The 23,171-nt window shown below is 62.4% G+C and carries 26 protein-coding genes and 4 tRNA genes; 6 read left to right on the top strand and 24 right to left on the bottom strand.

Annotation, left to right across the window (positions count from 1 at the left end; translation table 11 throughout):
• From pheA to Lysil_RS10310, 3 genes are read right to left on the bottom strand one after another with little or no spacing between them, the layout of a single operon-like run.
• A complete protein-coding gene (pheA, locus tag Lysil_RS10320; protein ID WP_103075499.1) occupies window positions 1-1,095 on the bottom strand; it encodes a prephenate dehydratase in 1,095 nt (364 codons plus the stop codon).
• Complete coding sequence (gene serC, locus Lysil_RS10315; RefSeq protein WP_103075498.1) at window positions 1,088-2,176, bottom strand: 3-phosphoserine/phosphohydroxythreonine transaminase; 1,089 nt, start codon at window positions 2,174-2,176, stop codon at window positions 1,088-1,090. Before serC ends, pheA begins: the two co-directional genes overlap by 8 nt.
• A gap of 1 nt (window position 2,177) precedes the next feature.
• Window positions 2,178-2,924, bottom strand: a complete 747-nt coding sequence (locus tag Lysil_RS10310; protein WP_103075497.1) for an FHA domain-containing protein — start codon at window positions 2,922-2,924, stop codon at window positions 2,178-2,180.
• Between the two features lie 110 nt (window positions 2,925-3,034).
• Here Lysil_RS10310 and Lysil_RS10305 point away from each other — a divergent pair, with 110 nt between their 5' ends.
• From Lysil_RS10305 to Lysil_RS10295, 3 genes are all read left to right on the top strand, one after another.
• Window positions 3,035-5,116: a hypothetical protein gene (locus tag Lysil_RS10305; protein WP_103075496.1), complete on the top strand. Its 2,082-nt coding sequence runs from the start codon at window positions 3,035-3,037 to the stop codon at window positions 5,114-5,116.
• 18 nt (window positions 5,117-5,134) lie between these two features.
• Window positions 5,135-5,407, top strand: coding sequence for a polyhydroxyalkanoic acid system family protein (locus tag Lysil_RS10300; RefSeq protein ID WP_103075495.1), 273 nt, complete (start codon window positions 5,135-5,137; stop codon window positions 5,405-5,407).
• Window positions 5,408-5,466: 59 nt separating this feature from the next.
• Window positions 5,467-5,541: transfer RNA gene (locus Lysil_RS10295), tRNA-Val, on the top strand.
• Between the two features lie 82 nt (window positions 5,542-5,623).
• Here Lysil_RS10295 and Lysil_RS10290 read toward each other — a convergent pair.
• From Lysil_RS10290 to Lysil_RS10230, 15 genes are all read right to left on the bottom strand, one after another.
• Window positions 5,624-6,985 carry a phage terminase large subunit gene (locus tag Lysil_RS10290; protein ID WP_103075494.1) on the bottom strand — a complete coding sequence of 454 codons (1,362 nt, stop codon included), beginning with the start codon at window positions 6,983-6,985 and terminating at the stop codon, window positions 5,624-5,626.
• Entirely contained in the window at window positions 6,969-7,415 is a 447-nt protein-coding gene (locus Lysil_RS10285; RefSeq protein ID WP_103075493.1) for a hypothetical protein, read from the bottom strand. Before Lysil_RS10285 ends, Lysil_RS10290 begins: the two co-directional genes overlap by 17 nt.
• 32 nt (window positions 7,416-7,447) lie before the next feature.
• A complete protein-coding gene (locus tag Lysil_RS10280; RefSeq protein WP_103075492.1) occupies window positions 7,448-8,443 on the bottom strand; it encodes a major capsid protein in 996 nt (331 codons plus the stop codon).
• 161 nt (window positions 8,444-8,604) lie between these two features.
• A complete protein-coding gene (locus Lysil_RS10275; protein ID WP_103075491.1) occupies window positions 8,605-9,162 on the bottom strand; it encodes a hypothetical protein in 558 nt (185 codons plus the stop codon).
• Between the two features lie 494 nt (window positions 9,163-9,656).
• Window positions 9,657-10,910, bottom strand: a complete 1,254-nt coding sequence (locus tag Lysil_RS10270) for an AAA family ATPase (RefSeq protein ID WP_165782466.1) — start codon at window positions 10,908-10,910, stop codon at window positions 9,657-9,659.
• Window positions 10,907-11,491, bottom strand: coding sequence for a hypothetical protein (locus Lysil_RS10265; RefSeq protein ID WP_103075489.1), 585 nt, complete (start codon window positions 11,489-11,491; stop codon window positions 10,907-10,909). The genes Lysil_RS10270 and Lysil_RS10265 overlap by 4 nt, the downstream gene beginning before the upstream one ends.
• A complete protein-coding gene (locus tag Lysil_RS13420) occupies window positions 11,488-11,637 on the bottom strand; it encodes a hypothetical protein (RefSeq protein ID WP_165782465.1) in 150 nt (49 codons plus the stop codon). The genes Lysil_RS10265 and Lysil_RS13420 overlap by 4 nt, the downstream gene beginning before the upstream one ends.
• Window positions 11,634-11,945, bottom strand: coding sequence for a tail assembly protein (locus Lysil_RS13595; protein ID WP_240600504.1), 312 nt, complete (start codon window positions 11,943-11,945; stop codon window positions 11,634-11,636). Before Lysil_RS13595 ends, Lysil_RS13420 begins: the two co-directional genes overlap by 4 nt.
• On the bottom strand, window positions 11,942-12,418 hold the full coding sequence (locus Lysil_RS13590) for a tail assembly protein (RefSeq protein ID WP_240600502.1): 477 nt from the start codon (window positions 12,416-12,418) through the stop codon (window positions 11,942-11,944). Before Lysil_RS13590 ends, Lysil_RS13595 begins: the two co-directional genes overlap by 4 nt.
• Window positions 12,415-12,765 carry a hypothetical protein gene (locus tag Lysil_RS10255; RefSeq protein WP_103075488.1) on the bottom strand — a complete coding sequence of 117 codons (351 nt, stop codon included), beginning with the start codon at window positions 12,763-12,765 and terminating at the stop codon, window positions 12,415-12,417. The genes Lysil_RS13590 and Lysil_RS10255 overlap by 4 nt, the downstream gene beginning before the upstream one ends.
• Window positions 12,762-13,001: a helix-turn-helix domain-containing protein gene (locus Lysil_RS10250; RefSeq protein ID WP_103075487.1), complete on the bottom strand. Its 240-nt coding sequence runs from the start codon at window positions 12,999-13,001 to the stop codon at window positions 12,762-12,764. Before Lysil_RS10250 ends, Lysil_RS10255 begins: the two co-directional genes overlap by 4 nt.
• Window positions 13,002-13,502: 501 nt before the next feature.
• On the bottom strand, window positions 13,503-13,703 hold the full coding sequence (locus tag Lysil_RS13265) for a hypothetical protein (protein ID WP_129588427.1): 201 nt from the start codon (window positions 13,701-13,703) through the stop codon (window positions 13,503-13,505).
• Between the two features lie 2 nt (window positions 13,704-13,705).
• Window positions 13,706-14,065, bottom strand: coding sequence for a hypothetical protein (locus Lysil_RS10245; RefSeq protein ID WP_129588426.1), 360 nt, complete (start codon window positions 14,063-14,065; stop codon window positions 13,706-13,708).
• A gap of 59 nt (window positions 14,066-14,124) precedes the next feature.
• The gene (locus Lysil_RS10240; RefSeq protein ID WP_103075485.1) at window positions 14,125-15,294 is read right to left on the bottom strand and encodes a tyrosine-type recombinase/integrase; all 1,170 of its coding nucleotides are present in this window, start codon (window positions 15,292-15,294) and stop codon (window positions 14,125-14,127) included.
• Window positions 15,295-15,539: 245 nt separating this feature from the next.
• Entirely contained in the window at window positions 15,540-17,483 is a 1,944-nt protein-coding gene (locus Lysil_RS10230; RefSeq protein WP_205756931.1) for a potassium transporter Kup, read from the bottom strand.
• 159 nt (window positions 17,484-17,642) lie between these two features.
• Here Lysil_RS10230 and Lysil_RS10225 point away from each other — a divergent pair, with 159 nt between their 5' ends.
• The 3 genes from Lysil_RS10225 to Lysil_RS10215 all read left to right on the top strand — a co-directional run bounded on the left by Lysil_RS10225 (window position 17,643) and on the right by Lysil_RS10215 (window position 18,594).
• A complete protein-coding gene (locus tag Lysil_RS10225; RefSeq protein WP_103075484.1) occupies window positions 17,643-17,864 on the top strand; it encodes a hypothetical protein in 222 nt (73 codons plus the stop codon).
• 58 nt (window positions 17,865-17,922) lie between these two features.
• Window positions 17,923-18,282 (top strand): arsenate reductase (glutaredoxin), encoded by a 360-nt coding sequence (arsC, locus tag Lysil_RS10220; RefSeq protein WP_103075483.1) that lies wholly within the window; start codon window positions 17,923-17,925, stop codon window positions 18,280-18,282.
• 123 nt (window positions 18,283-18,405) lie between these two features.
• Window positions 18,406-18,594, top strand: coding sequence for a hypothetical protein (locus Lysil_RS10215; protein ID WP_103075482.1), 189 nt, complete (start codon window positions 18,406-18,408; stop codon window positions 18,592-18,594).
• 10 nt (window positions 18,595-18,604) lie between these two features.
• Here the strand turns inward: Lysil_RS10215 and Lysil_RS10210 are convergent, their stop codons facing one another.
• From Lysil_RS10210 to uvrC, 6 genes are all read right to left on the bottom strand, one after another.
• On the bottom strand, window positions 18,605-20,257 hold the full coding sequence (locus Lysil_RS10210; RefSeq protein WP_103075481.1) for an FMN-binding glutamate synthase family protein: 1,653 nt from the start codon (window positions 20,255-20,257) through the stop codon (window positions 18,605-18,607).
• A gap of 16 nt (window positions 20,258-20,273) precedes the next feature.
• A tRNA-Leu gene (locus Lysil_RS10205) sits at window positions 20,274-20,360 on the bottom strand.
• Between the two features lie 94 nt (window positions 20,361-20,454).
• A tRNA-Cys gene (locus Lysil_RS10200) sits at window positions 20,455-20,528 on the bottom strand.
• A 55-nt stretch (window positions 20,529-20,583) separates the two neighbouring features.
• Window positions 20,584-20,659: transfer RNA gene (locus Lysil_RS10195), tRNA-Gly, on the bottom strand.
• The gene (gene pgsA, locus Lysil_RS10190) at window positions 20,650-21,294 is read right to left on the bottom strand and encodes a CDP-diacylglycerol--glycerol-3-phosphate 3-phosphatidyltransferase (RefSeq protein WP_103075480.1); all 645 of its coding nucleotides are present in this window, start codon (window positions 21,292-21,294) and stop codon (window positions 20,650-20,652) included. Before pgsA ends, Lysil_RS10195 begins: the two co-directional genes overlap by 10 nt.
• Before the next feature lie 12 nt (window positions 21,295-21,306).
• Window positions 21,307-23,151 carry an excinuclease ABC subunit UvrC gene (gene uvrC, locus Lysil_RS10185; RefSeq protein ID WP_103076017.1) on the bottom strand — a complete coding sequence of 615 codons (1,845 nt, stop codon included), beginning with the start codon at window positions 23,149-23,151 and terminating at the stop codon, window positions 21,307-21,309.
• Between the last annotated feature and the right edge of the window lie 20 nt (window positions 23,152-23,171).

Here is a 23,171-nt window from a genome sequence, read left to right as displayed (position 1 = left end):
TCAAAGCACCGCGACGGGATACGAACCCAGCACCCGCACATCACCGGCGGTGCTGTTGATCTCCGCGAGTGCATCCTTCAACGGCGATTCGTCGCGATGGCCGCTGACGTCGATGAAGAAGGCGTACTCCCACAACCGCGAATGCGACGGCCGCGATTCGATGCGGTTCATGCTGATGCCGTGGCGCGCCAGCGGCTCGAGGATGCCGTAGAGCGCGCCGGGACGATCGTGGATGAACACCAGCAGCGAAGTGCGATCGTTGCCGGACGGCGGGAACAGCGAACGGCCGATCACCAGGAAGCGCGTGGTGTTGTCGTCGCGATCCTCGATCGATCCGGCGATCGATTTGAGCTGGTAGACCATGCCCGCGGATTCGCCGGCGATCGCCGCGGCATCATCGGCATTGCGCGCGCGGCGTGCCGCCTCGGCATTGCTGGATACCGGAATGCGTTCGGCGTTCGGCAGATGCTGGCGCAACCAACCGCGGCATTGCGCCAGCGACAACGGATGCGAATACACGCGTTCGATGTCCTCGATCCGCCCGGTGCGCGACAACAGGTGCTGGTGCACGCGCAGTTCGACTTCACCGCAGATCGCCAACGGCGAGGTCAGGAACATGTCGAGCGTCGACTGGATGGTGCCCTGCCCGGAATTCTCGACCGGAACCACGCCGAAATCGGCATGCCCGGCATCCACTTCCTGGAACACTTCCTCGATGCTGGCCAGCGGCAAGCCGCGCACGGAATGTCCGAAATGCTTGTGCACTGCCTGCTGCGAGAACGTGCCTTCGGGCCCGAGGTAACCGACTTTCAGCGGTTCCTGTTGGGCCAGGCAGGCCGACATGATTTCGCGGAACAGGCGCACCAGCACTTCATCGCTGAGCGGCCCTGCGTTGCGATCGATCACGCGACGCAGCACCTGTGCTTCGCGTTCCGGACGGTAATAGTCGACCGCCGCGGCGAGATCGCCCTTCGCCTGCCCGACCTGCCGGGCGAAGCGCGCGCGCTCGAGGATGAGTTCCTCGATATTGGAGTCGATGCCATCGATCCGCGCACGCAACGCGGCGAGATCGGCGGGTGAAGGTTGGTCAGCCATGGCGTTTCCGGAAATCGTGCATGAAGTCGACGAGCACGCGCACGCCGTCGACCGGCATGGCGTTGTAGAGCGATGCACGCATTCCACCGATGGCCTTGTGGCCCTTGAGCCCGATCAGGCCCGCAGCCTGCGATTCGGCGAGGAAAGCCGCATCCAGCGCGGCGTCATGCAGCACGAACGGTATATTCATGCGTGAGCGCGCCGATGTCACGACATCGTTGCGGTAGAAACCTTCCGAGTCGTCGATCGCGGCGTACACCAGCGCCGATTTTTCGCCATTTCGACGGGCGAATTCCGCAGTGCCGCCTTGCTCGATCATCCAGCGCACGCACAGGCCGAGCAGGTACCAGTTCCAAGTCGGCGGGGTGTTGAGCATCGAACCCTGCGCCGCGTGCGAGGCCCAGGTGAGGATGTCCGCGCGCGGTTGGCCGCGGCGTTCCAGCAAGTCCTTGCGGATGATGGCGAGAGTGATCCCCGACGGCCCGAGGTTCTTCTGCGCACCGGCATAGACCATCGCATAGCGCGACAGATCCGACGGGCGCGAGGCGATGTTGGAGCTGAAATCGGCGATCAGTGGCGCGCTGGTGCCAGCGTCGATGTCATCCGGCAATTCGACGCCGTGGATGGTTTCGTTGGCGGTGACATGGAAATACGCGGCATCGGGCGAACGCTGCCATTCGCTGCGCGGCGGGATCGAACGGAACTGCCCGGCTTCGCCACTGGCCACCACATGCACGTCCGCAGCGGGCGCCGCCTGTTTCATCGCCACCTTCGCCCAATGGCCGGTGACGAGATAGTCGGCGCGCTGGCCCTGCTTGGCGATATTCAGCGGCAACAGGGCCTGCAACGTGGTCGCACCGCCGGCAAGGAACAGCACGGCGTGCGATTCCGGCACGGCGAGCAAGTTGCGCACATCGGCTTCGACTTCTGACGCCAGCGCCATGAACGGTGCGCCGCGATGGCTGAGCTCGGCGACACAGGCGCCGGTGCCGCGCCAATCGAGCATTTCCTCCTGTGCCTGCCGCAACACCACTTCCGGCATCACCGCCGGTCCGGCGCTGAAGTTCAGGACACGCGCCATCTCAAACTCCGAACCAGAACAGCGCCAGCAACACGATGGCGATCGCCGCCGCCGCGATCAGCAACCACGGCATGCGCATGCGCTTGGGAGTGTCGTCTTCCGGCGTCGCCTTGGGCATCGGTGCGCGGACACTGGTTTCGATGGCATCCGCGCGCAATTCCGGGCCTTCGAACAGGAAGCGCTGGCCGTTCGGCAACACCAGCTGGTCGCCGATGCGCAGCCACGCCGACGTTACCGTCATCCCGTTGACCTGCAGCGGCACCATCGGATCGAAACTGGACACGCGCACATCGGCATCCTGCATGTCCACCGTCGCCCCGACCAATGGCGTGGCGCCGTTGGCAGGATCACCCACCGGAACCGCCTGACCGTGGAATGCGCCGCCCTGACCACGCAGCACCGGAATCACATCGCAGCCACGCGGGCGCGCGGAGCCGGCGACCGGCTGCGCCGACGCCGCACTGGCCAGCACCATTTCGCGACCCTCCACATGCAAGCTGTCGCCGGCGTGCAGCATCGCCAGCTTGCGGATCGGGCGGCCGTTGACGTGGACACCCCAGGTGTCGGGCATCACGTTCATCCACACGCCGCGCTGGTCGACCACCAGTTCGATCAATGCAGGTTCGCCCAACGGCGCCACCCGCAGGCCGCGTTCCTGATCGGGATCGAGACCCAGGCCGGTCGCTCCCGGCGCAAGCGCGAGATCGGCGTGGGTGTGGTCGGGGAAACGGAGGGCGAAGGCATTCACGATGCACCGATTTAACCATAGAAACCGCTGCCCATTGCACTGCAACATGCATGGCGATCCGATCATGGCGGCACGCGTGGCACCATCTGCGCAATCGTCCGGAGCCTGCCATGCCCAGAGCCATCGTCTTCATTGCTTGCGCCCTGCTCACCTGCGTCACCGGCATCGCGCAAGGCAGGCAGGCGAACGATGGCGATGTCCTCCACCTGCTCGCCATCACCCCCTCCGCGCAATCGCTGGATTACGTGGCGAACAAGCGCCAGTTCCAACTGCACACCCTGCTCACCGAACAGCGCCATCCGCAGACGATGGATCTGAGCCGCAGGATCGCCAGCGACACCACGGCCGGCCTGCGCGAATTGTTCGCGGTCGATCGCGACGTGACGCGCACGATGGATGCCGTCGCCGCCGATCCCGCGCGCCTGCGTCAACTCGAGAACGCCTCGAAGGCAATGCAGGATGCATTGCGTCATGGCCATCGCGTGTATTTCTACGGCACCGGATCGACCGGTCGGCTGGCGGAAACGCTGGAAAGCAGCCTGTGGCGACCGTTCTGGGAACGCGCGGCGAAAACTCCGTCGTGGCGCAAGATCGACAAGGCGCTGCCCGGCATCGGCGATCACGTGCGCGGCGAAATCACCGGCGGCGATCGCGCATTGATCGCCTCGCTGGAAGGTTTCGAGGACCTGCAACTGATCGGTCGCCTGCAATTGCAGGACAACGGCATCCGCCGCGACGACGTGGTGTTCGCGGTGACCGAAGGCGGCGAAACCTCGGCGGTGATCGGCACCGCCAAGGCTGGCGCCGAACTCAACGGTGGTCGCCCCGGCAAAACCTGGTTCGTCTACAACAATCCCGACACCGTGCTGCTGCCGTTCACCCGCAGCCGCGAAGTGATCGAGGCGTCGGGCATCACCAAGGTCAACCTTGCCACGGGCCCGCAGGCGATCACCGGATCGACGCGCATGCAGGCGACCACCACCAGCCTGTACGCGCTGGGCGTGGTGATGGAGGACGCGATCCACCACCTGCTCGCACCCGTGCTGTCGAAAACGGAATTGCGCGCACTCGGTTTCGACGGACGCGCGACGATCGCCGCGCGCCTGCGCGAATTCTCCACGTTGCAACACACCGTCGCCGCCACCGCGCCACGACTGGCGGCATGGACCGATCGCGAATCCGCCACCTACGCCAGCGGCCACCACACCACCTATCTGGCCGGTCACGCCCTGATGCCGGTATTCGTCGATGTCACCGAACGCGCACCGACCTTCCGCCTTGCGCCGCTGGATCGCGTCGATGCCAAGGAACGCCGCTCGTGGATCCAGGTGTGGGCGCCAGTGGACGATGCCGATTCCGCGTGGCGATTGCTGCTGCATCGGTTCTTCCATGGCCTTGATCCCGCGTTGTATGCACAACCGTTCGCGACGCAGATCGACGATGCCTGGCTGAAAGCTGCAGCGGCGCGCAGTCTCGCCAATGCCGGCGCCGAACAGCAAACGCTTTACGACCTGTCGTTCTCGCCGCGCAACCTGCAAGCGGTCGGCCCGGCGCAAGGCGACCATGGCGCGATGATCCTGCTCGGCGCGGAAACGCCGGACACTTCCAGCATGCGCTGGCTGCGGACATTCACCACGAATGGCGCCTCCATCGACATTATCCACGTCGGCGATGCACCATTGCTGCAACGGACAGTCGCAGCGTTGCGTGCAGGATCGCCGCGACCAGCATTGCTCGATGTCGTGTTGCCGATCCGCCACGACCCGCTGGAACTTGATCGCATCATCGCGCTGAAGATGCTGCTCAACGCCCATTCCACCGCCATCATGGCCAAGCTCGGTCGCGTCGTCGGCAACACCATGACCGCGGTACAACCCGGCAACCTCAAGCTGATCGGCCGCGCGACCTTCCTGATCCAATCGCACGTCAACACGGTGCTGGCCAGCGGAAAATGGAAACAGGCGCATGGCGCGACCCCGCCGCTCACTTATGCCCAGGCCAACGCCGTGCTGTTCGACGTGATCGAACAACGCGGCAAGAATCCCGCACTGGCATCGAGCCCGGAAGTGGAACTGGCGATCGTGCGCATCCTCGAAGGCCTGCGCCTGCAACGTGCGTTTTCCCTGGATGAAGCCGCCGCCCTGCTGCGCAGCAGACGGCTCGATGCGTATCTTGGCGGTTACGATGGCTGATCTTTGACGGACATCGCCATGGCCAACATCCACATCCGCCACGCCCACTCCCTCAATCAGGACGACGCCCGCAACGCGTTGACGGAACTCGTGGAATCACTGCAACGCAAGCTCGCGGTGGAGACGCGCTGGCAGGATGACGCCCTGCATTTCAGCCGCAGCGGCGTCGATGGCAGCATCCGCCTGCTGCCTGGCGAAGTCGAGATCCTCGCCAAACTCGGGATCTTCCTCGCGCCGATGAAGGGCATGGTCGAGCAGGAAATCAACCGGGTGCTGAAGGAGCGGTTCTGAGAAGAAGTGGCCTCCCGGGCTGACAAATCCGTGACTGCTCGTTATACTGGGCGGCTCCCGGGCGGTTAGCTCAGCGGTAGAGCATTGCCTTCACACGGCAAGGGTCGCAGGTTCGATCCCTGCACCGCCCACCAGATAAGCCCCTGATTTTTCAGGGGTTTTTCTTTTTTATACGCTGCCGCAAAAACTCACGCGGACAGTCACGCGGAAAGTTTTTCAAAGATGCAGCGGCCTAACCTCTGCATGCCACGATTGCCGCAGGCATCCGTAGCGCACCGCATCGGCACCATGATCCGGGCCGGTGCTATCCATGTCCTCGATGCGTTTGGGATCGCGCGGGAGATACGGCACGGTCGCCCAGAAATACGTGCATGTCCGCGCTACGTACAAGCCTGCCCGGTCGGGGTCGCCCGCTGCCGCGAGCAAACGCCGCATCCGATTCCAGCCGCTCATGCGGTCGGCCTTGCGCGCCGGATGGAAGGCCACGCCCGCCTGCCTGAATTCGTCCGCGATGGAACCCGCACCGTGTCCCGTCCGCGCAAAGCACGCATCGTCCGCCACGCCCGCAGGGCGGATGCTCCATCGCTTGCACATAGCCTTGATTGCATCGGCCAGCACGGGCACCGTCCAGCCCAGCCCAAGGTTGTGATTGCCCGCCTTGTACGTCGCCAGCTCGTCCACGATGACCAGGCTATTGCGCGGGTAAAACACCCCGCCCACTTCGTCGCCGGGTGACTGCGCAAACACATACGTGGCGCTCGGGGCCGCGCTGCCAAAGTCGTGCGCAAGGTATGCGTCCCAGCCTTCGGGAATTTCGTCCCACGGCTCCACCGCGTTGCGGTTTTCATCCAGACACCCGGCGAAGTAAGCGCCGCGATTGACCGCCCAGTCTCCGTCCGTCCATGCCTTCAACAATTCGGGATCGTCGGGACATGCGGACTCCAACTGATCGGCGTATTGCTCGCGGTCGATGAAGTGATTCCCAGCGAACGTGGATGGCGCATAGACCCATTCGCGTTTGCTCTTGGGTTCATTGAATGCCGACCACGGCGCTGCGCGAAACACGTAACGTTGTGCCAGCCAATGATGCCCAGCACCGCCGGGGTTTGCCGCAACTGTCATGCGGATGGGTAGCCCCTTCGGGCCGCGCAGGTTCGACCGCAGCACGTCCAACAGGCCCGGATCGGGGAATTGTCCGGCCTCGTCCACCTGCAACATGGTGAAACTGCGGCCTTGATATTTCGCATAGTCCGCGTGACTTTCAAGCTGGCCCAGTTCGAGATACGCGCCATTCGGAAAGCGCCACACGTGTTCCGCCGCGTTGTAGCGTGCAGCGGTGCCGTACACCTTGCCGAATAGGTCACGGCAGACAAGTTCAAAGTCCGCCAGCCCCTTGTACGTGCGGCGGATGTAAAGCATTCGCGCATCACTGCCGTATTGTTCGGCATGACGTAAGCACAACAGCGCGAGTGCATAGCTCTTGCCGCCACCACGGCCACCGCCCAGGAACAGGTCGAGTTCCTCCGGTACGGCCATGGCGGCTTGCTGAAATTCGTTTAGTTCAAGCGTCTGGATCATGTTCGATCACCCGCCCTTTCTTGAATTGATCCAACGGCATCGCGCCGGGCAGGTTGAAGGTGACGTTCACCCGGTTTGCCTGCTCCGATTGGTCGCCCTCGCGGTATCCGTGGCGTGACTTCAACAGGAACATGGCCGCGATCTTGTCGCCGCCTACGGCGAGCTGGTATAGCGCCGAATGGAGCATTTTTCGCTCTGTCTCCCGCCCTTCCTCGAACGCATCCCGCAGCGATTGGTGACGATCCATCCAGACATTGAAGGTTTCCAGCGATACGCCAAGGCTTCGGGCGATGCCCTTCACGTTGGTGCCTTCGCTAGCCCATGCCCGCACTTTGTCCTCCGCACCTCGCGGGGGCTTGCGGTCGATTGCAACGCGGTTCGCTCGTGCCATGTATGAAAACGGGGCACTGCCGCCGATGATGGAACCCATGAATCCATCCGCGACGACAGCGCCCCTATCCGTTAGGCGATCTTGTGCTTCAGGAACGCCAGCTTCACGTTCTTGCGGTCGAACACGCGTCCCCAGTTCGCCGGGAGTGCAAGTTCCGCAAGGGACGGGCTGGCACCGGCCATGGTCGCGCCCTTCCACGCAAAGCCACTGGGATGCACGGCAAGGTTGACGCGCGAATGCAGGATATCCATGCCGCCGCCGTTACCTGCCGCCCATCGGCGTTCGATTTCGGTGCCAAGCGCGATGCGCGGCGCGGAGACGCCGTAGGCAACAGCGCCCGCACCAAACAGCGCGGTGGTGTAGACGCCAGCCGACACGGGCAGGCCGTCATCGACCACAACCTGCAGGCCACGGTACACATGGATGAAACCGCCATCGCTCTGCTGCAACACCTGGATCATGTCGTTCTTCAGCGCAACCTTGTACGTGTCGGAATGCATGGCAATCGCCACCACGTCGCGCATCGAATCGCCCAACGTGCCGGCTGCATCGATGACGGCGGGAGCCGCGAACACGGCGGCGGCACCCGCGCCACCAGAAATGTCCTTCACCATGTCGCCGGAGGCGTTCGCCACGTTGTCGGCAAGGATGCCGTTCAAGCTGGCGACAAGGCGGCGTTGAAGCTGGCGCGTCCAATAGGCAGTGGCACGGGTCGAAATGCGGGCACGCGGATCGCTGCCGGACAGTTCGCTTGCAAGGTTCATGGTTGACCACGAATTGTGCAGGAAGCTCTTGCGCACAACCTGTTTGCCCGCGTTCACCTTGTGCGGCTGCGAAAGCACGTCGGGGTCATCCGAAATAATGTCCGCCTCGTCGTCGGGCAGGTCATTCCAGTGCGGGATGGTGAATTGATCGGAGCCGGCCATCAGTTCGGCATCGATGGCGGTATTGCGGACACACAAGCCAGACTCGACAAGCGCCGATTTCACGGCGGTGTTCTGGATGATGTAGTCGGTAAATTCATCGGGGACGATAACGTCCGCGATCCGCGTGGCGGTAGTAGGCATAAAGATTCCTTGTGGGGATGGATTGGATCGAACGCGGCGCGGCTACTGCCTGGCGCGGATGCCCCACAAGGGCGTGTTGCGGTTGCGCGAACCCACAAGGTTTGCGACAGGTGAATTATACCACGCCCGCGTTTTGTCAATCGCGCGGGCGTGGCGTTCGTTCAGCGAATGCCCAACGCCGGGGACGCGGTAGGTGTCGGTGCAGGCGTTGGTGCTGGCGGATACGTAACGCGCCCGTGCGATGGGCCAGCGCCACCGCCATTCACTGCGGGCGCTTTGAACGTAAATGCAAACTCGCGCGCGACCTCGCTTCGTTGTTCGAGCAACTTATGCGGCTCGCCCAGCACCGCCCAAAGGTCAGCGGCGGTGAACGCCATGTCACGTTCAGTCGTTCCGTCCATGATCTTCGGGATGTTGCTATCGCGGTCGCGCATGACGATTGCGCCATTCTCGCGGGCGAACGTGTAACCCTCACGGTCGAGTAGATGCTTCATCAAGTCAGGGCACGGGCTTACGTCATCCAGCATGCGCTTCACCGGATCGCCTACGGCGAAGCTTTCGACCTGGGCTAGTGCTGCATCACGTTCGCCGTGCGCGGTCGTTAGCTCGTCGCCCAGGCGCTTGTTGTCGGCTTTCAGACCCTTCAACTCGTCCAAAAGGGCGGCGTTGTGGGTGCGCAGGCGTTCGATTTCGATTTGTTCGGGGGTTGGGTCGGACATTTGGGGTTCCTTGGGTGGTGGTGGTACATTTCCGCGCGGCTGTCCGTACGGGACGTATTTCATTGATAACTATTTGATTTATAAGGATTTAATTTCCCATTCCCTGCCTTTCAATGGCAAGGGTCACGGCTTTGGGCTGCCTCTGATTCTGTAACTCATTGATTTAGATGTCCTTTTTTACGGGTCGCGGGGTGCGGAATCGCGGGCCTCCGCGCCCCCTCCACGCGAGGAATACGCTTCTCGCCGGGCTTCGCGCACCGCCACGAATCGCTGCCGCTGGGCGAATGCAGCACACCGTCCGCTGCAATGGTTGCGCTTGCCGTGTCGGTGGGGTTTCAGGGTTCGCCCGCAGGCGATGCATTGCTTCATGGGTTTGTTCCTTGGAATTTGTAGCGGTCCATGGACCAGTGCGGTCCATGTGTGAGTGGTCCGTGGACCATGTGGGGTGGACCACTTTTCGGGGGGTACGTAGTACCCCCGAATGGACCACCTGGTTACGCGGCATCTTTGAGCCATCGCTGTACTGTGGTTTTGGATGCTCCAACGGTGTCGGCGATGATTCGATGTGAAAGGCCGCGCGCCCGCAACTCCAAGGCCTTTTCCCGCTGCGTTTGCAGTGCAGACGCCATAACTGCACCCGCAGCATCGTGCAGCACCAAGGTCGTTTCCTGCTTCCCATCCTCACCAATAACCGACGTTTCAACTTCGACCTTCGTTAGGGTGATGGACCGGGGGGTGGACCAGTCTTTGTGCTTTTCACCTGCCTTCAAATGGACCACTTCACCCGCACTCGTCAAGAAAAAATCGCTGTCCAATGCGGCGGCATAGGCGCTTGATCCGCGCGCGCGCCCGCCTTCACTTAGTCCCGTGTGGTGAACCGAAAGCACCGTGCAGGCCCATCGCTTGCGTATCTCGTCCATGGCATTGACGAATTGCCCCATGTCCTCGGTTGCGTTTTCGTTGGCACCGTTCATGGCGCGCGCCACCGTGTCGATGACGACTAGTGCAGGTTCAACCCCTGCCTGAAAAAAAACGGCGTCAGCCGCTTCCTCGATCGTTTCAATCGTTTGCTCGATGTTGTCCGAGTCACAAAGAAAGGGCATGCCGCTAGAGATGAACAAAGGCGCGAACTTCATATCTACCCCGTTGGCGATTTCCCAGCCCTCAACGCGCTTGGACAGACCGGCATGACCTTCACCCGCGAGATAGAACACTGCGCCTTGCTTCACTGCACGCCCGTTCCATGGCGTACCCGTTGCCACGCGGCAGGCCCAATCGATCGCCATGAACGATTTGCACGATCCTGGCGCTGCAATCAGGCCGGCCGTCGTGTCCTGCACCAAATAGCCCTGAATCAGCCATTGAGTCGGTTTGCGCACGATTTCGCCGTAGCGCGTCAGCGTGAACAGCCGGCGCTTGGGTTGCCCCTCTTGCGTCACGTCGGCGGCGGGCGGCCTCTCTGCCTTGTTGTGGTACTTGAATTGCTCGCGGCCACGCCCTGCACTCGACCGCTTGGTATCCTCCGGGAACAAGTCTGTCAGGTTGAGCCCCAAGGCTTCGGCAATCGCGGCCGCATCGCACCCATGCGCATGGCAATGAAGCAGAACAGATCCGTTCTCGCCCTCGGCAATTGCCAGCGCGCCCGGATTGTCACCCCCGTGCGCAGGACAAGCAGACCTCCACTTGCCGTGACCATTCCCCCGATAGCGCCCAGGAAGCGCGGCTAGAAACTTATCGACGGGCCTCAAGAAGCACCGCCATTTCCGGTGACATGACGCGGAACAAATGATTGATCGACTCGCGGAGTCACTTTTGCGCCGATGCGGCTTTGCAACTCACGCGCCTTAATGCCAGCCTTGCTTGCGCGATCCCATGCCTCGCGATGGTTGAAAGTGTCGGCGGTGGACACGTCATCGCCGGGCCATGCGTAGGCTTCAAGCAGGACGCAAGCCAAATCCGTGGCCGCACAAATCGATGCGAGTCGCGCCCGTGCGAATTCGTGCTCTTGGTGCTCGTAGCGACCGCGCCCTTGCGCTTTACGACCGGCCTGCACTTGGTCGATAACTAACACAACCATGCAGCCATAGGCGCGGTCGGCATAGTCAACGTCCAAGTCTTTCAGGCTTTCGTCCTTGCCATTGATCGCCAACATTGCGCGCTTGCGCTGTTCTACGAGCATTGCGCGCCCTTCGGGGGACTTGTCCGCCGCGCGGACGAGCTCAAGCAGGCGATCCGCGAGCATGCCGCGATAGTCCTCTAGCGTGATGCGTCCGGCGTCGAGTGCGGCATCGATCGCGGCCAGTGCCGCGTAAATCTCGGAGACATTCAAGCATCACCAACCTTCGCACGCTCTTGCGCCATGCGGTTCAGGGCTTCATAAAGCCCGGCGTGAACGTCGCCGAATCGCAACACCAGGTCGCCGGCCATTGCCGTGAATAGGTTGGACTCGGTGGAAGTCATCGAAGGCGCGGTCATGCGGCACCCCCGCCATACGTGTAGGCACCAGCGGTGTTTAGCGTTCCGTCCGCACTAGTCCATGCACGTCCGCCACCAGTTGGCGCGCTGTTGACCGGCGCGTAGCCGTTGTCTTTGATATTGATGCCCGCCGATGCGACAGCGGAACCGACGATCATCTCGCCGTACAACAGCGGGACGGGGTGCCCTTGCGCGGACGTGTTGACGGGGCCGGAAAAGTTGTAGCTCGGGGTGTTGTCTGCGCGCTCGGATGGTTTCTTGAGCTTCGGCTGAGGGGATAGAAGCTGGGTGACACCGCCGACGATCATTGAAATGCCGTAGACGTAGCCTGCGCCGTAAGTTGCCTCGGAAAATCCACCCAACGTCCAGATGTCCAGATGTCCAGCACAATAGTTGCCGCGATAAGCACTATCCCCAGCAACACTTGAGTCCATCCATTCTTGCTGTTCAACAGCACTGGCGCGATGCGGATATCCTCGTTTCCGCACGGGTGCCGCAGGGACTTTTCGCCGATATTTCGCGTACCAACGAACACGGAGAAACCCATGCCGTTGTCTTTGGCTTCCATGAGAAACTTTTCGAAGCCCGGATGCAGGTGAATCAACGCCTGCACGGCTTCCGCAGGATTGGCAACCGCCAGATGATGCACGCGGCCGAATTGCGCCCCGAGCTTGCCATAGAGCCGAATCGTGCGCAGCCGCTGAACCTCGATCTTCGGCGCAAGGACGGGTGCGGGCGCAAGCGCGGTCGCGAGAATGTTGGATGGGTAGGCCATGCTCATGACTGCTCCTCCGCGCTTTCATCGCGCCCCAGGACCCCGTCTAACCGACCGAGCAAGTCGTTGCGGCATACCTCCTCATGCACGCTCTCGGGGGCCCAGCCATGAACCTCGTGGCGTACGACTCGCAGCATGACGAGTAATGATTTTTTTAAATGATCGTAGACCGATGGTTCACCCGGAAAACACATTTCGAGTTCGACCTGAAGGTCTTGATACCACCGCAACAGCATCAGGGGTGCCCGATAATTGCGCGGTGTGTCTTTGGGAAGTGCGACCCTTAGAATTGGGTCCTCATCGCCAGCGAGTTTGAGGCTATAAACACGCGTCTGGTTGGTATTGAGGCTCATGCGGCCTCCAACAATTCGGAGACAAGCCGTTGCAGTTCCGATTCCGGGATGACACGCTTCCCGGCGATGTTGACTGCCTTCAATCGCCCCGAGTTAACGAGTTCGTAAGCCTTTGTGCGACACACGCCAAGGCGCGCGCCCGCTTTGGCGATGGGCCATGCGAGTTGCAGTTCGTTAGCGGTGTAGTTGTCGAGCAGGGGGCCGCGCTCGTGTGCGGTGTGTTGTTGTTTGTCCATGTGTGCAAAACCTTTGGCAAGGCCTGCACCGGCACGCGAATGTCGGCGCAAGCGTTCGCAGCTTTCGCTGCGGGCTATGCACCAACCCCGCGGAACGGTCGGACGATTTTTGGGTCGTTCCAACTGGGATTAGCTCATGGATTGCTCTACTCGCAGTTGGAGTGCTGTTAGCACTCCGGCACTCGGCCTGCCTCGCGCATCACCATGTAGCTATCGGTGTTACTACTTCCTAGGGTTGGTGGTTTCTTGATCGCCAACCCTCAGGGTTCTTATTCGATGACTATTCCTGCGAAGGGCATGGCCCCATCCCAAAGGATGCATGTCGCAGTGCGGTCGTCACCGGCTATCCGTGCGTACGAATTCATATGCACGGATTAAGTTTCGCGCTATCAAATTGAAAGTCAAGCAAGCCAGCTGCCACCCAACTAAATCAACAGGTTATCCCTCAAGCGCAACAAAAAAGCCTGCCGGTTGGCGGGACTTGTGTGCAGCAGTGGAAGCCTAGTCATCGAGCGCCGCCATGACCGCGTCCAACGCATTGCGTTGTCTTTGCGTGGCCTGATCGTAGAAACGCGCCAATGCCATCGCCTCACTGGATAACGAATCGCTGGACGGATCGACAACGCGAAACTTGGGCTTTTCCCCGAGTTTCATTCTCGCTCGCGCAGCCACCAATTGCGCCATTTGGTCGATATGGTCCACGGTCATTCACCTTGCGCGCCGACGACGCGCAGTGGTGGGCGCTTTCCCGCCCTTGCTCGCACCTTCGCCGCCAGCATGTTCGACAGCATTTCCAGTTCGTCGCTTGCATTCCCCACCTCGCGCGCGTCATACCCGTGAAACTTTGGGTCTAGCGTGAAGTTGCCTTTCCCCACCTCGCGCGCCTCCCATAGCATGCGATAGCGGAACGTCTCGGGCATCCGCTCGATTAGCTCCGGATGTGCTGGAAGCTCGCGTATGTCCAGCGAAATACGTTCGGTGACGCTCTGGCCGACTTGAACCCATAGGTCAAGCTCCGGGCCTTCCATGCTGCGGCCCCAGTGTGTGAACATTTGCATTGTCATGGTCGTCTCCTTAGTAGACGGTTGTGGAAGTCGCCCGGTGTTACCGCACCGGGCGGCGGTTAAAGCATTGCGATTGCAGCCAACTGGTCGCGCGTGCCACTCACGAGATGCCCGTAGTGCTTTTGAATCATCGCCAGTGACGTACCGGCCAGCCGCGCGACGGTCAGGACGTCCATTCCGCCCGTGATAGCCTCAGTGATCCAGCAGTGCCGCAAGGTGTATAGGACGACACCATCCGGCAATCCTGCATCCGTCGCTGCTGCGCGCGTTAACGCGGCCCATTCTTTGGATGCCCACGGCTTGCCGTTGTCTTGGGTAAAAAGATAGGCGTTAGGCAACTTTGATTTTGCGAGCCGATCAAGTAGTGCGGCTGCGGCCGGGGATAGCGGGATCGTGCGTGCATGGTCTTTCGTTCGGAATGTGACTGTCTTGTTGCTCGCGTCGTAGTCCTTCCGCAGTGCAACCGCAGGATCGCCTGGACGGCACCCGGTAAGCGCCACGCATTCAATCAAGTCACGCACGTTGCCTTGCGCAGCATCGAGCAATGCCCGGCGCTGTGGTTTTGACAGGTACAAGTCGCGCCGTCCGTCAGCCTCTTTTTCAGGCTTCACTCCACGCCACTGCATCGCTTTGTCCGGCGAGACGTATTCTTCCTCGACAGCGTGATTTAGCGCAGCCTTCAGGGCGGTCAGCATGCGCTTAAACCCAGCCGGTGCCAGTGGTTTAGCCACTGGGGGGCGGCCTCGTTTTGTCGGTATCGGGGCGAGCCGCCCTTCCTCCAATCGTTCGCGCCATGCTTCGATGTGTTGCTTTTTCAGTTTGTCGAGTCTGATCTTCCCCAGCGCGTCGTTATCAATCACGCGCTCAAATCGGCGTTCGGCGTCGCGTGCGGTTTTCTCGCGCTTGGCCTTGCGCAGGGCTTTGACGTAGCAGGTGCACGCGTCCGCGACTGTTTCAACCTCGCCGGTCTTGACGCCCGCGTCAACCGCCTTCTTCCACGCTTGGGCGTCCTTTTTCGCGGCGTCATAGTCGAATGACTTCGTGGCGGGTCCGAGTGCCTTGTATTGCTGCTTGGCGAAGTCAACGCGATAGCGAGCTACCCAGTTCCCGCCATGTTCGAGACGCCGGAACCCCACATACAGGCCGCGCTCAACGGGTGCGCCCCAATAGGGCTCATTGCGGACAGCAAGTGACGTGCGAACGCCGGATTTGTGCAGTTCGTGGGGCATGGGATTTTTCCGCGCGGACGTGACGCGGAAAAGTGTAGCGCACAATTGTGGACGAATGCGGATATAGGGCCATTAAAATCAGCTACTTAAAAACCCCAATGAACGGCTGCGGATTGTGAATTTTGCCTTCACACGGCAAGGGTCGCAGGTTCGATCCCTGCACCGCCCACCAGGACACGAGCCGGCGCAAGCCGGCTTTTTTGTGCACGACAGCCCCGTAACAGCACGCCTCGCATCCGGCAGGTTCAGATCCTGATCTCGGTGCCCAGTTCCACCAGTTGATCGGTGGCGATCCCGAACGAGGAACCGGTGGGCGCGGAATTCCGCTGCATCCACACGAACATCGATTCGCGCCACTGCGCCATGCCCTTGATGGCGGGATCTGCGATCACGGTTTCGTGGCCGATGTAATAACTCACCTGGCTCAATTGCTCGGGCGGAATGCAGGTCGCCGCAGCCGCCAGGCCGGCCGGGATATCGAGGCTTTCCATGAAGCCGAATTTCAGGATGACGCGCTGGAAACTCGGGCAGAGATCGCTGACCTCGGCGCGTTGCGACGGTTCCACGAACGGAACTTCCTCCGTCACCACCGACACCAGCAGGACATGCTCCTGCAAGGCCTTGTCGTGCTTGAGATGCGTCGACAGCGACAGCGGAATGCCCGTGCGCGAGGCGGAGAGGAATGCTGCCGTCCCCGGGAAGCGCGAGATTCCGCTTTGCGCCAGCATCGCCATGAAATCCGCTTCGTCGACACGGCGGTCGGCGCGCGCCGCTTCGATCAGCTGGAGTCCGCGGTGCCAGGTCAGCATCAGGAACGCGACTGCGACGGTGATCAGCAACGGAAACCAGCCGCCATCGAACAGCTTGAGCGAATTGGCCGCGAAGAAAAACAGGTCGATCAGCAGGAATGCGCCGTTCACCAAGAGCACCATGCCACGGTTGTATCCCCACTTGATCGCGACCAGCGTCGCCAGGAAAGTGGAAATCGCCATCAACGCCGATACCGCGATGCCGTAGGCGCCAGCCAGCGCATCGGATGAACGGAACACCAGCACCGCCGTGATGGTAGCGAGCGCCAGCAGCCAGTTGGCGGTCGGAACGTAGATCTGGCCGCTCTCGTCGCGATCGGTGTGGAGGATGCGGATGCGCGGCAGGAAGCCCAGTTGCACCACTTGCTGCGTCAGCGAGAACACGCCGGAAATGATCGCCTGCGATGCGATCACGGTGGCCGCCGTGGCGAAGAACACCAGCGGGTAATGCGCCCAGCCCGGTGCGAGACCGAAGAACGGATTACCGGCCGCATCGGCATGCGCGGCGACCAGTCCGGCCTGTCCGAGGTAATTCAATACCAGCGCCGGCAACGCGATCACGAACCACGCGGCACGGATCGCGCTGCGACCGAAATGCCCCATGTCGGCATACATGGCTTCGCCGCCGGTCACCGCCAGGAACACCGCGCCCATCACCCCGAAACTGACGTGGATCGGTGCATGCGCCAGGAACTCGATCGCGGTGGTCGGCAGCAGCGCCGCCAACACTTGCGGATGTTCGGCGATGCCCTTGATACCCAGCACGCCGATGGCGAGGAACCAGCACATCATCACCGGCCCGAAGATCCTGCCGATGAACCCGGTCCCCTTCGACTGCACCAGGAATAACGCGACGAGAATCACGATGGTGGCGGGAATCACGATGCCGCCCAGGATCGGCGCGTCGGCCTTGAGTCCCTCCAATGCGCTCAGCACCGAAATTGCCGGCGTGATCGCGCCATCGCCGTACAACAACGCGGCACCGAACAACCCAAGCACCAGCAACGCGGCGCGACGGCTGCCCGGTTGCGCATCGCGCGCGCCCAGCAATGCCAGCATGGCGACCACGCCGCCCTCGCCGTGGTTGTCGGCGCGCATGATCAGGATGGCGTACTTGATCGAGACGATGACGACCAGCGACCAGATCACCAGCGAAGCGATGCCCATGGCGGTCGCGGCAAGGCCAAGGCCCGCGCCGGAACCCGCCTGCACGGCGACCTTGAAGGCGTACAAGGGGCTGGTGCCGATGTCGCCATAGACCACGCCGAGCGCGGCCAGCGACAGCGCTGCCAGGCTTTTCTTCTGCATCCGGTAGCGGCCCTCCGGCTGGAGCGGCGCTGCGGCACCGCTACCGGCAGTCGTGACGATGGGACGATTCATGCGTCAGTCTGGCCAGCGGACGGATTCAGGAATGATGGCATGGCGCCAGCGGCGAAAGGCGGCTTTTTTGTGAACGCGTTCGCTGCAATGGCGGATTCGGCGGTGCTAACATCCGCTCGTGCGCGGAATTGGACGCACGCCCCTACAGGACGTAGGCACATGATGTTCAAGGATGAAACCACGATGCTTTGCCGCAACTGCGGCGCCCCGATTTCCTACAGCACCCGCGACGGCGATTATTGCGCCTTCGGGCATCGCCAGTACGTGTTCACCACCTACGACATGCGCCCGACCCAGGCCCGGGAACTCGAGGTATCGCAGCTGAGCGAGATCGAAAAGCACATGCTGGCGCGGCTCGGCTGCCAGTTCGAGCCATCCTGAGCGGACAACGCCGGCGCCGATCCGGGCATCATGGCGTGCCCACGCCCGGCACGCTGCCATGCCCGACCTCGCCCTCTATCACAACGATGCCTGCTCCAAATGCCGGGCCACCGCCGCCCTGCTCGCCGAGCGCGGCCTGCAACCGCGCGTGGTCGAATACCTGCTGACGCCACCCGACGACGCCACCTTGCGCGACCTGGTGGGCAAGCTCGCCATTCCCGCCCGCGAGCTGCTGCGCAAGGGCGAGCCGGAATATGCCGGACTCGGGTTGGACGATCCCACCCTGCCCGATGACATCGCCATCGCGGCGATGGTGGCGCAGCCACGGCTGATCGAACGCCCGATCCTGGTGCGCGGCGAGCGCGCGGTGATCTGCCGGCCGCCGGAACGCGCGCTGGAGCTGGTCGACGGTGCCTGATCGCCTTCGATCGCGGGCTTTTCCTACGCCAGCGACGGCCACCTCCCGAAAGTTTCCTGCGATCCGTCGCCCTATCGTGGCTGTGCGGTCACGACCGGCCGCGCCATCGTCAGGGAAGACCACATGGACATGCTCGCTCCGTTTCGCCAGCCCCGGAATCGCACGGATCGCAAACCCGACTACACCGACTACGAATTCCTCACCCACGACCAACGCCCCGGCGGTGTCCGCGAGCTCGGGTTCGATGAACTGGACGAACGCGAACGCACGATCTTCCTGCGCTGCGGTTTCCGTGCGCCGCAGATGGCTTGAGTTTCCCGCCTCAGAATGATTTCGAACTGCGCAATTCCGCGACATGGGCCGGTGGCGCAAAACTGTCGCTACGCGCCGTGTCCCAGAATGCGCGGAACACCTGATGGCTCCGCTCGCGATTCTCCAGCAATTCGCCGACTTGCAGATGGGGGTACAGCTGCGACAACGCACGGATCTCGATCGGACTGACCCGGCGCAGGATATGTTCGGGGCCGAGTTCGCGCGGATGGTTCAATCCGGCGGCGCACAGCATGTCGCGCAATGCCTTCAGCGTATTGCCATGGAAATTCTGCACGCGTTGCGCCTTGTCTTCCACGTCCAGCGTCTTCCAACGGGCAGGATCCTGCGTCGCCACGCCGGTCGGGCATTTGTCGTTGTGGCAGCTGCGCGACTGGATGCAGCCCAGCGAAAACATGAAGGCGCGGGCAGCGTTGCACCAGTCCGCGCCCAGCGCCAAGGTGTGGGCGAGATCGAAACCGCTGGTGATCTTGCCGGCCGCGCCGATGCGGACGCGATCGCGCAGATCGAGGCCGATCAGCGTGTTGTTCACCAGCATCAACGCTTCGTGCATCGGTACGCCGACGTGGTTGACGAACTCCGACGGTGCCGCGCCGGTGCCGCCTTCCGCACCATCGACCACGATGAAATCCGGCAGCAAGCCGGTTTCGTGCATCGCCTTGGCGATCCCGAACCATTCCCAGGGATGGCCGATCGCCAGTTTGAATCCCGCTGGTTTGCCGCCTGACAGTTCGCGCATCTTCGCGATGAATTGCAGCAACTCGATCGGCGTCGAGAACACGCTGTGCCGCGCCGGCGACACGCAATCCTGTCCCATCGGCACGCCACGCGTCGCCGCGATTTCCGCCGTCACCTTCGCTGCCGGCAACACGCCACCATGGCCCGGCTTTGCGCCCTGCGACAGCTTCAGCTCGACCATCTTCACCTGCGGATCGCGCGCGTTCTCCGCGAACTTGTCGGCATTGAAGCTGCCGTCCTGGTTGCGGCAACCGAAATAGCCGGAGCCGACTTCCCACACCAGATCACCGCCGTATTCGCGGTGATAGGAAGAAATCGAGCCTTCGCCGGTGTCGTGGCTGAAACCGCCGAGCTTGGCGCCACGATTCAACGCACGGATCGCGTTGGCCGACAGCGCACCGAAGCTCATCGCCGAGATGTTGAAGACGCTGGCGTCATACGGGTGCGCAGTGTTCGCGCCGATGGTGATGCGGTAGTTCTCGTCGTGGTGCGGCGTCGGTGCGATCGAATGATTGATCCACTCGTACTGGTCGCCGTAGACGTCCAGCTCGGTGCCGAACGGCACCACGTCGCTGAGATTCTTCGCGCGTTCGTATACCAGCGTGCGCTGCTCGCGCGAGAACGGTACCTCGACGATATCGGATTCGACGAAATACTGGCGGATTTCCGGCCCGAACGATTCCAGCACGTAGCGGAGATGGGCGAAGATCGGATAGTTGCGCCGCAGCGTGCTGCGCGTCTGCAACAGGTCGGCGGTTCCCAGCGCCGCGAACGCACCGAACACGATCACGCCGGCCAGCCAGCCCTGTCGGTGGCCCCAGACCAGCAACAACAAGGAAATCAGCAATCCGGCGAGTGCCAGCACATATCCGAGATAGCGCGCTTGCTCGCTCTTGAAGACGATCATCGATCACTCGCTGTTGTGGTGCCCGGAGTCGGGATCGAACCGACATGATGTCGCCATCGAGGGATTTTAAGTCCCTTGCGTCTACCAGTTTCGCCATCCGGGCGTGTCGGGAATGCTACCCCGCAAACCAGTCGAAGCGCATGATGATCGCCTGATCCACAAAAGAAAATCCCGGCTTGCGCCGGGATTTTCCTTGATGGAGGCCGAGGTCGGAATCGAACCGGCGTACGCGGATTTGCAGTCCGCTACATGACCACTCTGCCACCCGGCCATCAAACTCATTGTTTCACAAAACAAAACCCCGGCGTACCGGGGCTTTGCAAAACTGGAGCGGGAAACGAGACTCGAACTCGCGACCCCGACCTTGGCAAGGTCGTGCTCTACCAACTGAGCTATTCCCGCATTGAGCCGGCTATTTTACCGGGCTCTGGCGATGTGTCAACAGGTCGCCCTTCCCCCGCGCGCAACACCGGCCACGCGGCGAGCAGATACTCGACTCCGGACCACAAAGTCAGCAGCGCCGCGGCAGCCAGCCCCCAGTCGCCGATGTGGAAGGCCAGGCTATCGATCCACAGCGTCGGGTTCGGTGCGTAGGGCTGGTGGATCGAGTACAGCAGGAAGCCGATCGCCAGCATCTGCACGGTCGTCTTGATCTTGCCGATCGACGCCACCTTCACCGCCGCGCGCTGGCCGAGTTCGGCCATCCATTCGCGCAGCGCCGACACGGCGATCTCGCGGCCGACGATCACCGCCGCCCAGAACGCCATCCATGCGGTGGAATGGCCCTGCACGATCAGGAACAGCGCGGTCGACACCATCAGCTTGTCGGCGACCGGATCGAGGAAAGCGCCGAACGCCGAATACTGGTGGTAGCGGCGCGCGATCCAGCCATCCAGCCAGTCGGTGATCGATGCAAATGCGAACACCAGCATCGCGAACACGCTGGCCCAACGCCAGGGAAGGAAGAACACCACCACCAGCACCGGAATCATCAGGATTCGCGCCAGCGTGAGGAAGGTCGGGATGGTGATTCTCATGCGCCGCCCATGCTACGCGAGTCCGTGCAACGCCGCGTATATCCTTTCGGCCAATGCGGCGTTGACGCCCTCGACCCGGGCGATGTCGGCGACGCCCGCGGCCTTCAACCCGACCATTCCGCCAAAGTGTTTGAGCAGGCTGGCGCGGCGGCGCGGCCCGATGCCGGGGATGTCTTCCAGACGGCTGGTGGTGCGCGCTTTCTGGCGGCGCCCGCGATGGCCGGTGATGGCGAAACGATGCGCCTCATCGCGCACCTGCTGGATCAGTTGCAGGCCGGGCGACTGCTTGCCCGGATGCAACTCGCGGCCATCGGGAAACACCAGGGTTTCGTCACCGGCGATGCGTTGTTCGCCCTTGGCGACGCCGATCATCGCCAAGCCTTGCACGTCGAGTTCGTTGAGGACTGCCCGCGCCTGCGCCAGTTGACCGACACCGCCGTCGATCAGCAACAGATCGGGGATCGGATTGGCCGGTGTTTCGCCTGCGGCGAGGCTGTCCATCGCGCGCTTGAAGCGCCGCGTCAGCACCTGGTGCATGGCAGCGTAATCGTCACCGGGGGTGATGCCGGTGATGTTGAAACGGCGATATTGCCCGCGCACCGGACCGTTCTGATCGAAGACCACGCAGGACGCGACCGTCGCCTCACCCATGGTGTGGCTGATGTCGTAGCACTCGATGCGCTGCGGCGCGCTGTCCAGTCCCAGCAGTTCGCACAACGAATCCAGTCGCGCCTTCTGCGCGGCGTTGCTGGCCAGTTCCGACGACAGCGCGGCATCGGCGTTGCGGCGGACGAAATCGATCTGCGCCGCGCGTTCGCCACGAAAACGCGTGCGCAAACGCACCTTGTGCAGCGAGGCTTCGTTCAACGCCTCCTCGATCAACCCACGCTCGGGGATATCCTGGTCGAGCCAGACCTCGTTCGGCGGCGGATGGTCGCCGTAATACTGGGAGACGAACGCGGCCAGCACTTCGCTGGCGGAATCCTCGCCATTGAGCTTCGGGAAGAACGCGCGCGTGCCGAGGTTGCGGCCATCGCGCCACGACAGCTGCATCACGCAGGCATGGCCATTGCGCAGCACGCAGGCAAGGACGTCGGTGTCACTGCCATCGTTGCCCAGCGACTGCGGCGATTGCAGCTTGCGCACGCCGCTGAGCAAGTCGCGCAAGCGCGCCGCGCCCTCGAAATCGAGACGTTCGCTGGCGGCCTCCATCTCGGCGGTGAGTTCGCGCCCGAGTTCCTCGCTGCGGCCGGACAGGAACAGTTCGGCGCGATGGGCGTCACGCGCGTAGGCCGTGGCATCGATCAGGCCAACGCAGGGCGCGGTGCAACGCCCGATCTGGTATTGCAGGCACGGCCGGGTGCGGTTGCGGAACACGCTGTCCTCGCAATTGCGCAACTTGAACAGGCGGTGCATGAAGTTGAGCGTTTCGCGCACGGAGTACGCGCTGGGATACGGCCCGTAATATTTTCCGGGAATCGCGCGCGGCCCGCGGTGCAATGCGATGCGTGGGAATTCCTCCTGCGTCAGCAGCACATAGGGATAGCTCTTGTCGTCGCGCAACATCACGTTGTAGCGCGGCTTCAGTGTCTTGATCAGCTGGTTTTCGAGGATCAGCGCTTCGGCGGGTGTGCGGGTGACGGTGACGTCGATCCGCGCGATCTGGCCGACCATGGTCGCGATGCGGATGGTCAGGGCCTTGTTGAAATAGCTGGCGACGCGCTTGTTGAGGGATGCCGCCTTGCCGACGTAGAGCAGCGTGTCGTCGGCGGCGTACATGCGATACACGCCGGGCGCGCTGGTCAGGTCGCGCGTGAATGCCTTGCCATCGAAGGGAGCCGGATGTTCGCTGGTCACCACGCCATTATGCGGTGGGA

Source organism: Solilutibacter silvestris (genome assembly GCF_002895945.1).
Taxonomy (GTDB): Bacteria; Pseudomonadota; Gammaproteobacteria; order Xanthomonadales; family Xanthomonadaceae; genus Solilutibacter; species Solilutibacter silvestris.
Note: the sequence above shows the minus strand (reverse complement) of the source record. Positions and strands in the feature narration are given on the sequence as shown.

Coding starts and splice junctions, on each gene's coding strand:
- Lysil_RS10305 (WP_103075496.1), top strand. CDS start 3,035: ATGCCCAGAGCCATCGTCTTCATTGCTTGCGCCCTGCTCACCTGCGTC.
- Lysil_RS10225 (WP_103075484.1), top strand. CDS start 17,643: ATGATGTTCAAGGATGAAACCACGATGCTTTGCCGCAACTGCGGCGCC.
- pheA (WP_103075499.1), bottom strand. CDS start 1,095: ATGGCTGACCAACCTTCACCCGCCGATCTCGCCGCGTTGCGTGCGCGG.
- arsC (WP_103075483.1), top strand. CDS start 17,923: ATGCCCGACCTCGCCCTCTATCACAACGATGCCTGCTCCAAATGCCGG.
- Lysil_RS10230 (WP_205756931.1), bottom strand. CDS start 17,483: ATGAATCGTCCCATCGTCACGACTGCCGGTAGCGGTGCCGCAGCGCCG.
- Lysil_RS13595 (WP_240600504.1), bottom strand. CDS start 11,945: ATGATCGTCGGCGGTGTCACCCAGCTTCTATCCCCTCAGCCGAAGCTC.
- Lysil_RS10215 (WP_103075482.1), top strand. CDS start 18,406: ATGGACATGCTCGCTCCGTTTCGCCAGCCCCGGAATCGCACGGATCGC.
- Lysil_RS13420 (WP_165782465.1), bottom strand. CDS start 11,637: ATGACCGCGCCTTCGATGACTTCCACCGAGTCCAACCTATTCACGGCA.
- Lysil_RS10300 (WP_103075495.1), top strand. CDS start 5,135: ATGGCCAACATCCACATCCGCCACGCCCACTCCCTCAATCAGGACGAC.
- Lysil_RS10275 (WP_103075491.1), bottom strand. CDS start 9,162: ATGTCCGACCCAACCCCCGAACAAATCGAAATCGAACGCCTGCGCACC.
- Lysil_RS10210 (WP_103075481.1), bottom strand. CDS start 20,257: ATGATCGTCTTCAAGAGCGAGCAAGCGCGCTATCTCGGATATGTGCTG.
- Lysil_RS10280 (WP_103075492.1), bottom strand. CDS start 8,443: ATGCCTACTACCGCCACGCGGATCGCGGACGTTATCGTCCCCGATGAA.
- Lysil_RS10245 (WP_129588426.1), bottom strand. CDS start 14,065: ATGACAATGCAAATGTTCACACACTGGGGCCGCAGCATGGAAGGCCCG.
- Lysil_RS10255 (WP_103075488.1), bottom strand. CDS start 12,765: ATGAGCCTCAATACCAACCAGACGCGTGTTTATAGCCTCAAACTCGCT.
- Lysil_RS10240 (WP_103075485.1), bottom strand. CDS start 15,294: ATGCCCCACGAACTGCACAAATCCGGCGTTCGCACGTCACTTGCTGTC.
- pgsA (WP_103075480.1), bottom strand. CDS start 21,294: ATGAGAATCACCATCCCGACCTTCCTCACGCTGGCGCGAATCCTGATG.
- Lysil_RS10250 (WP_103075487.1), bottom strand. CDS start 13,001: ATGGACAAACAACAACACACCGCACACGAGCGCGGCCCCCTGCTCGAC.
- Lysil_RS10290 (WP_103075494.1), bottom strand. CDS start 6,985: ATGATCCAGACGCTTGAACTAAACGAATTTCAGCAAGCCGCCATGGCC.
- serC (WP_103075498.1), bottom strand. CDS start 2,176: ATGGCGCGTGTCCTGAACTTCAGCGCCGGACCGGCGGTGATGCCGGAA.
- Lysil_RS13590 (WP_240600502.1), bottom strand. CDS start 12,418: ATGAGCATGGCCTACCCATCCAACATTCTCGCGACCGCGCTTGCGCCC.
- Lysil_RS10285 (WP_103075493.1), bottom strand. CDS start 7,415: ATGGGTTCCATCATCGGCGGCAGTGCCCCGTTTTCATACATGGCACGA.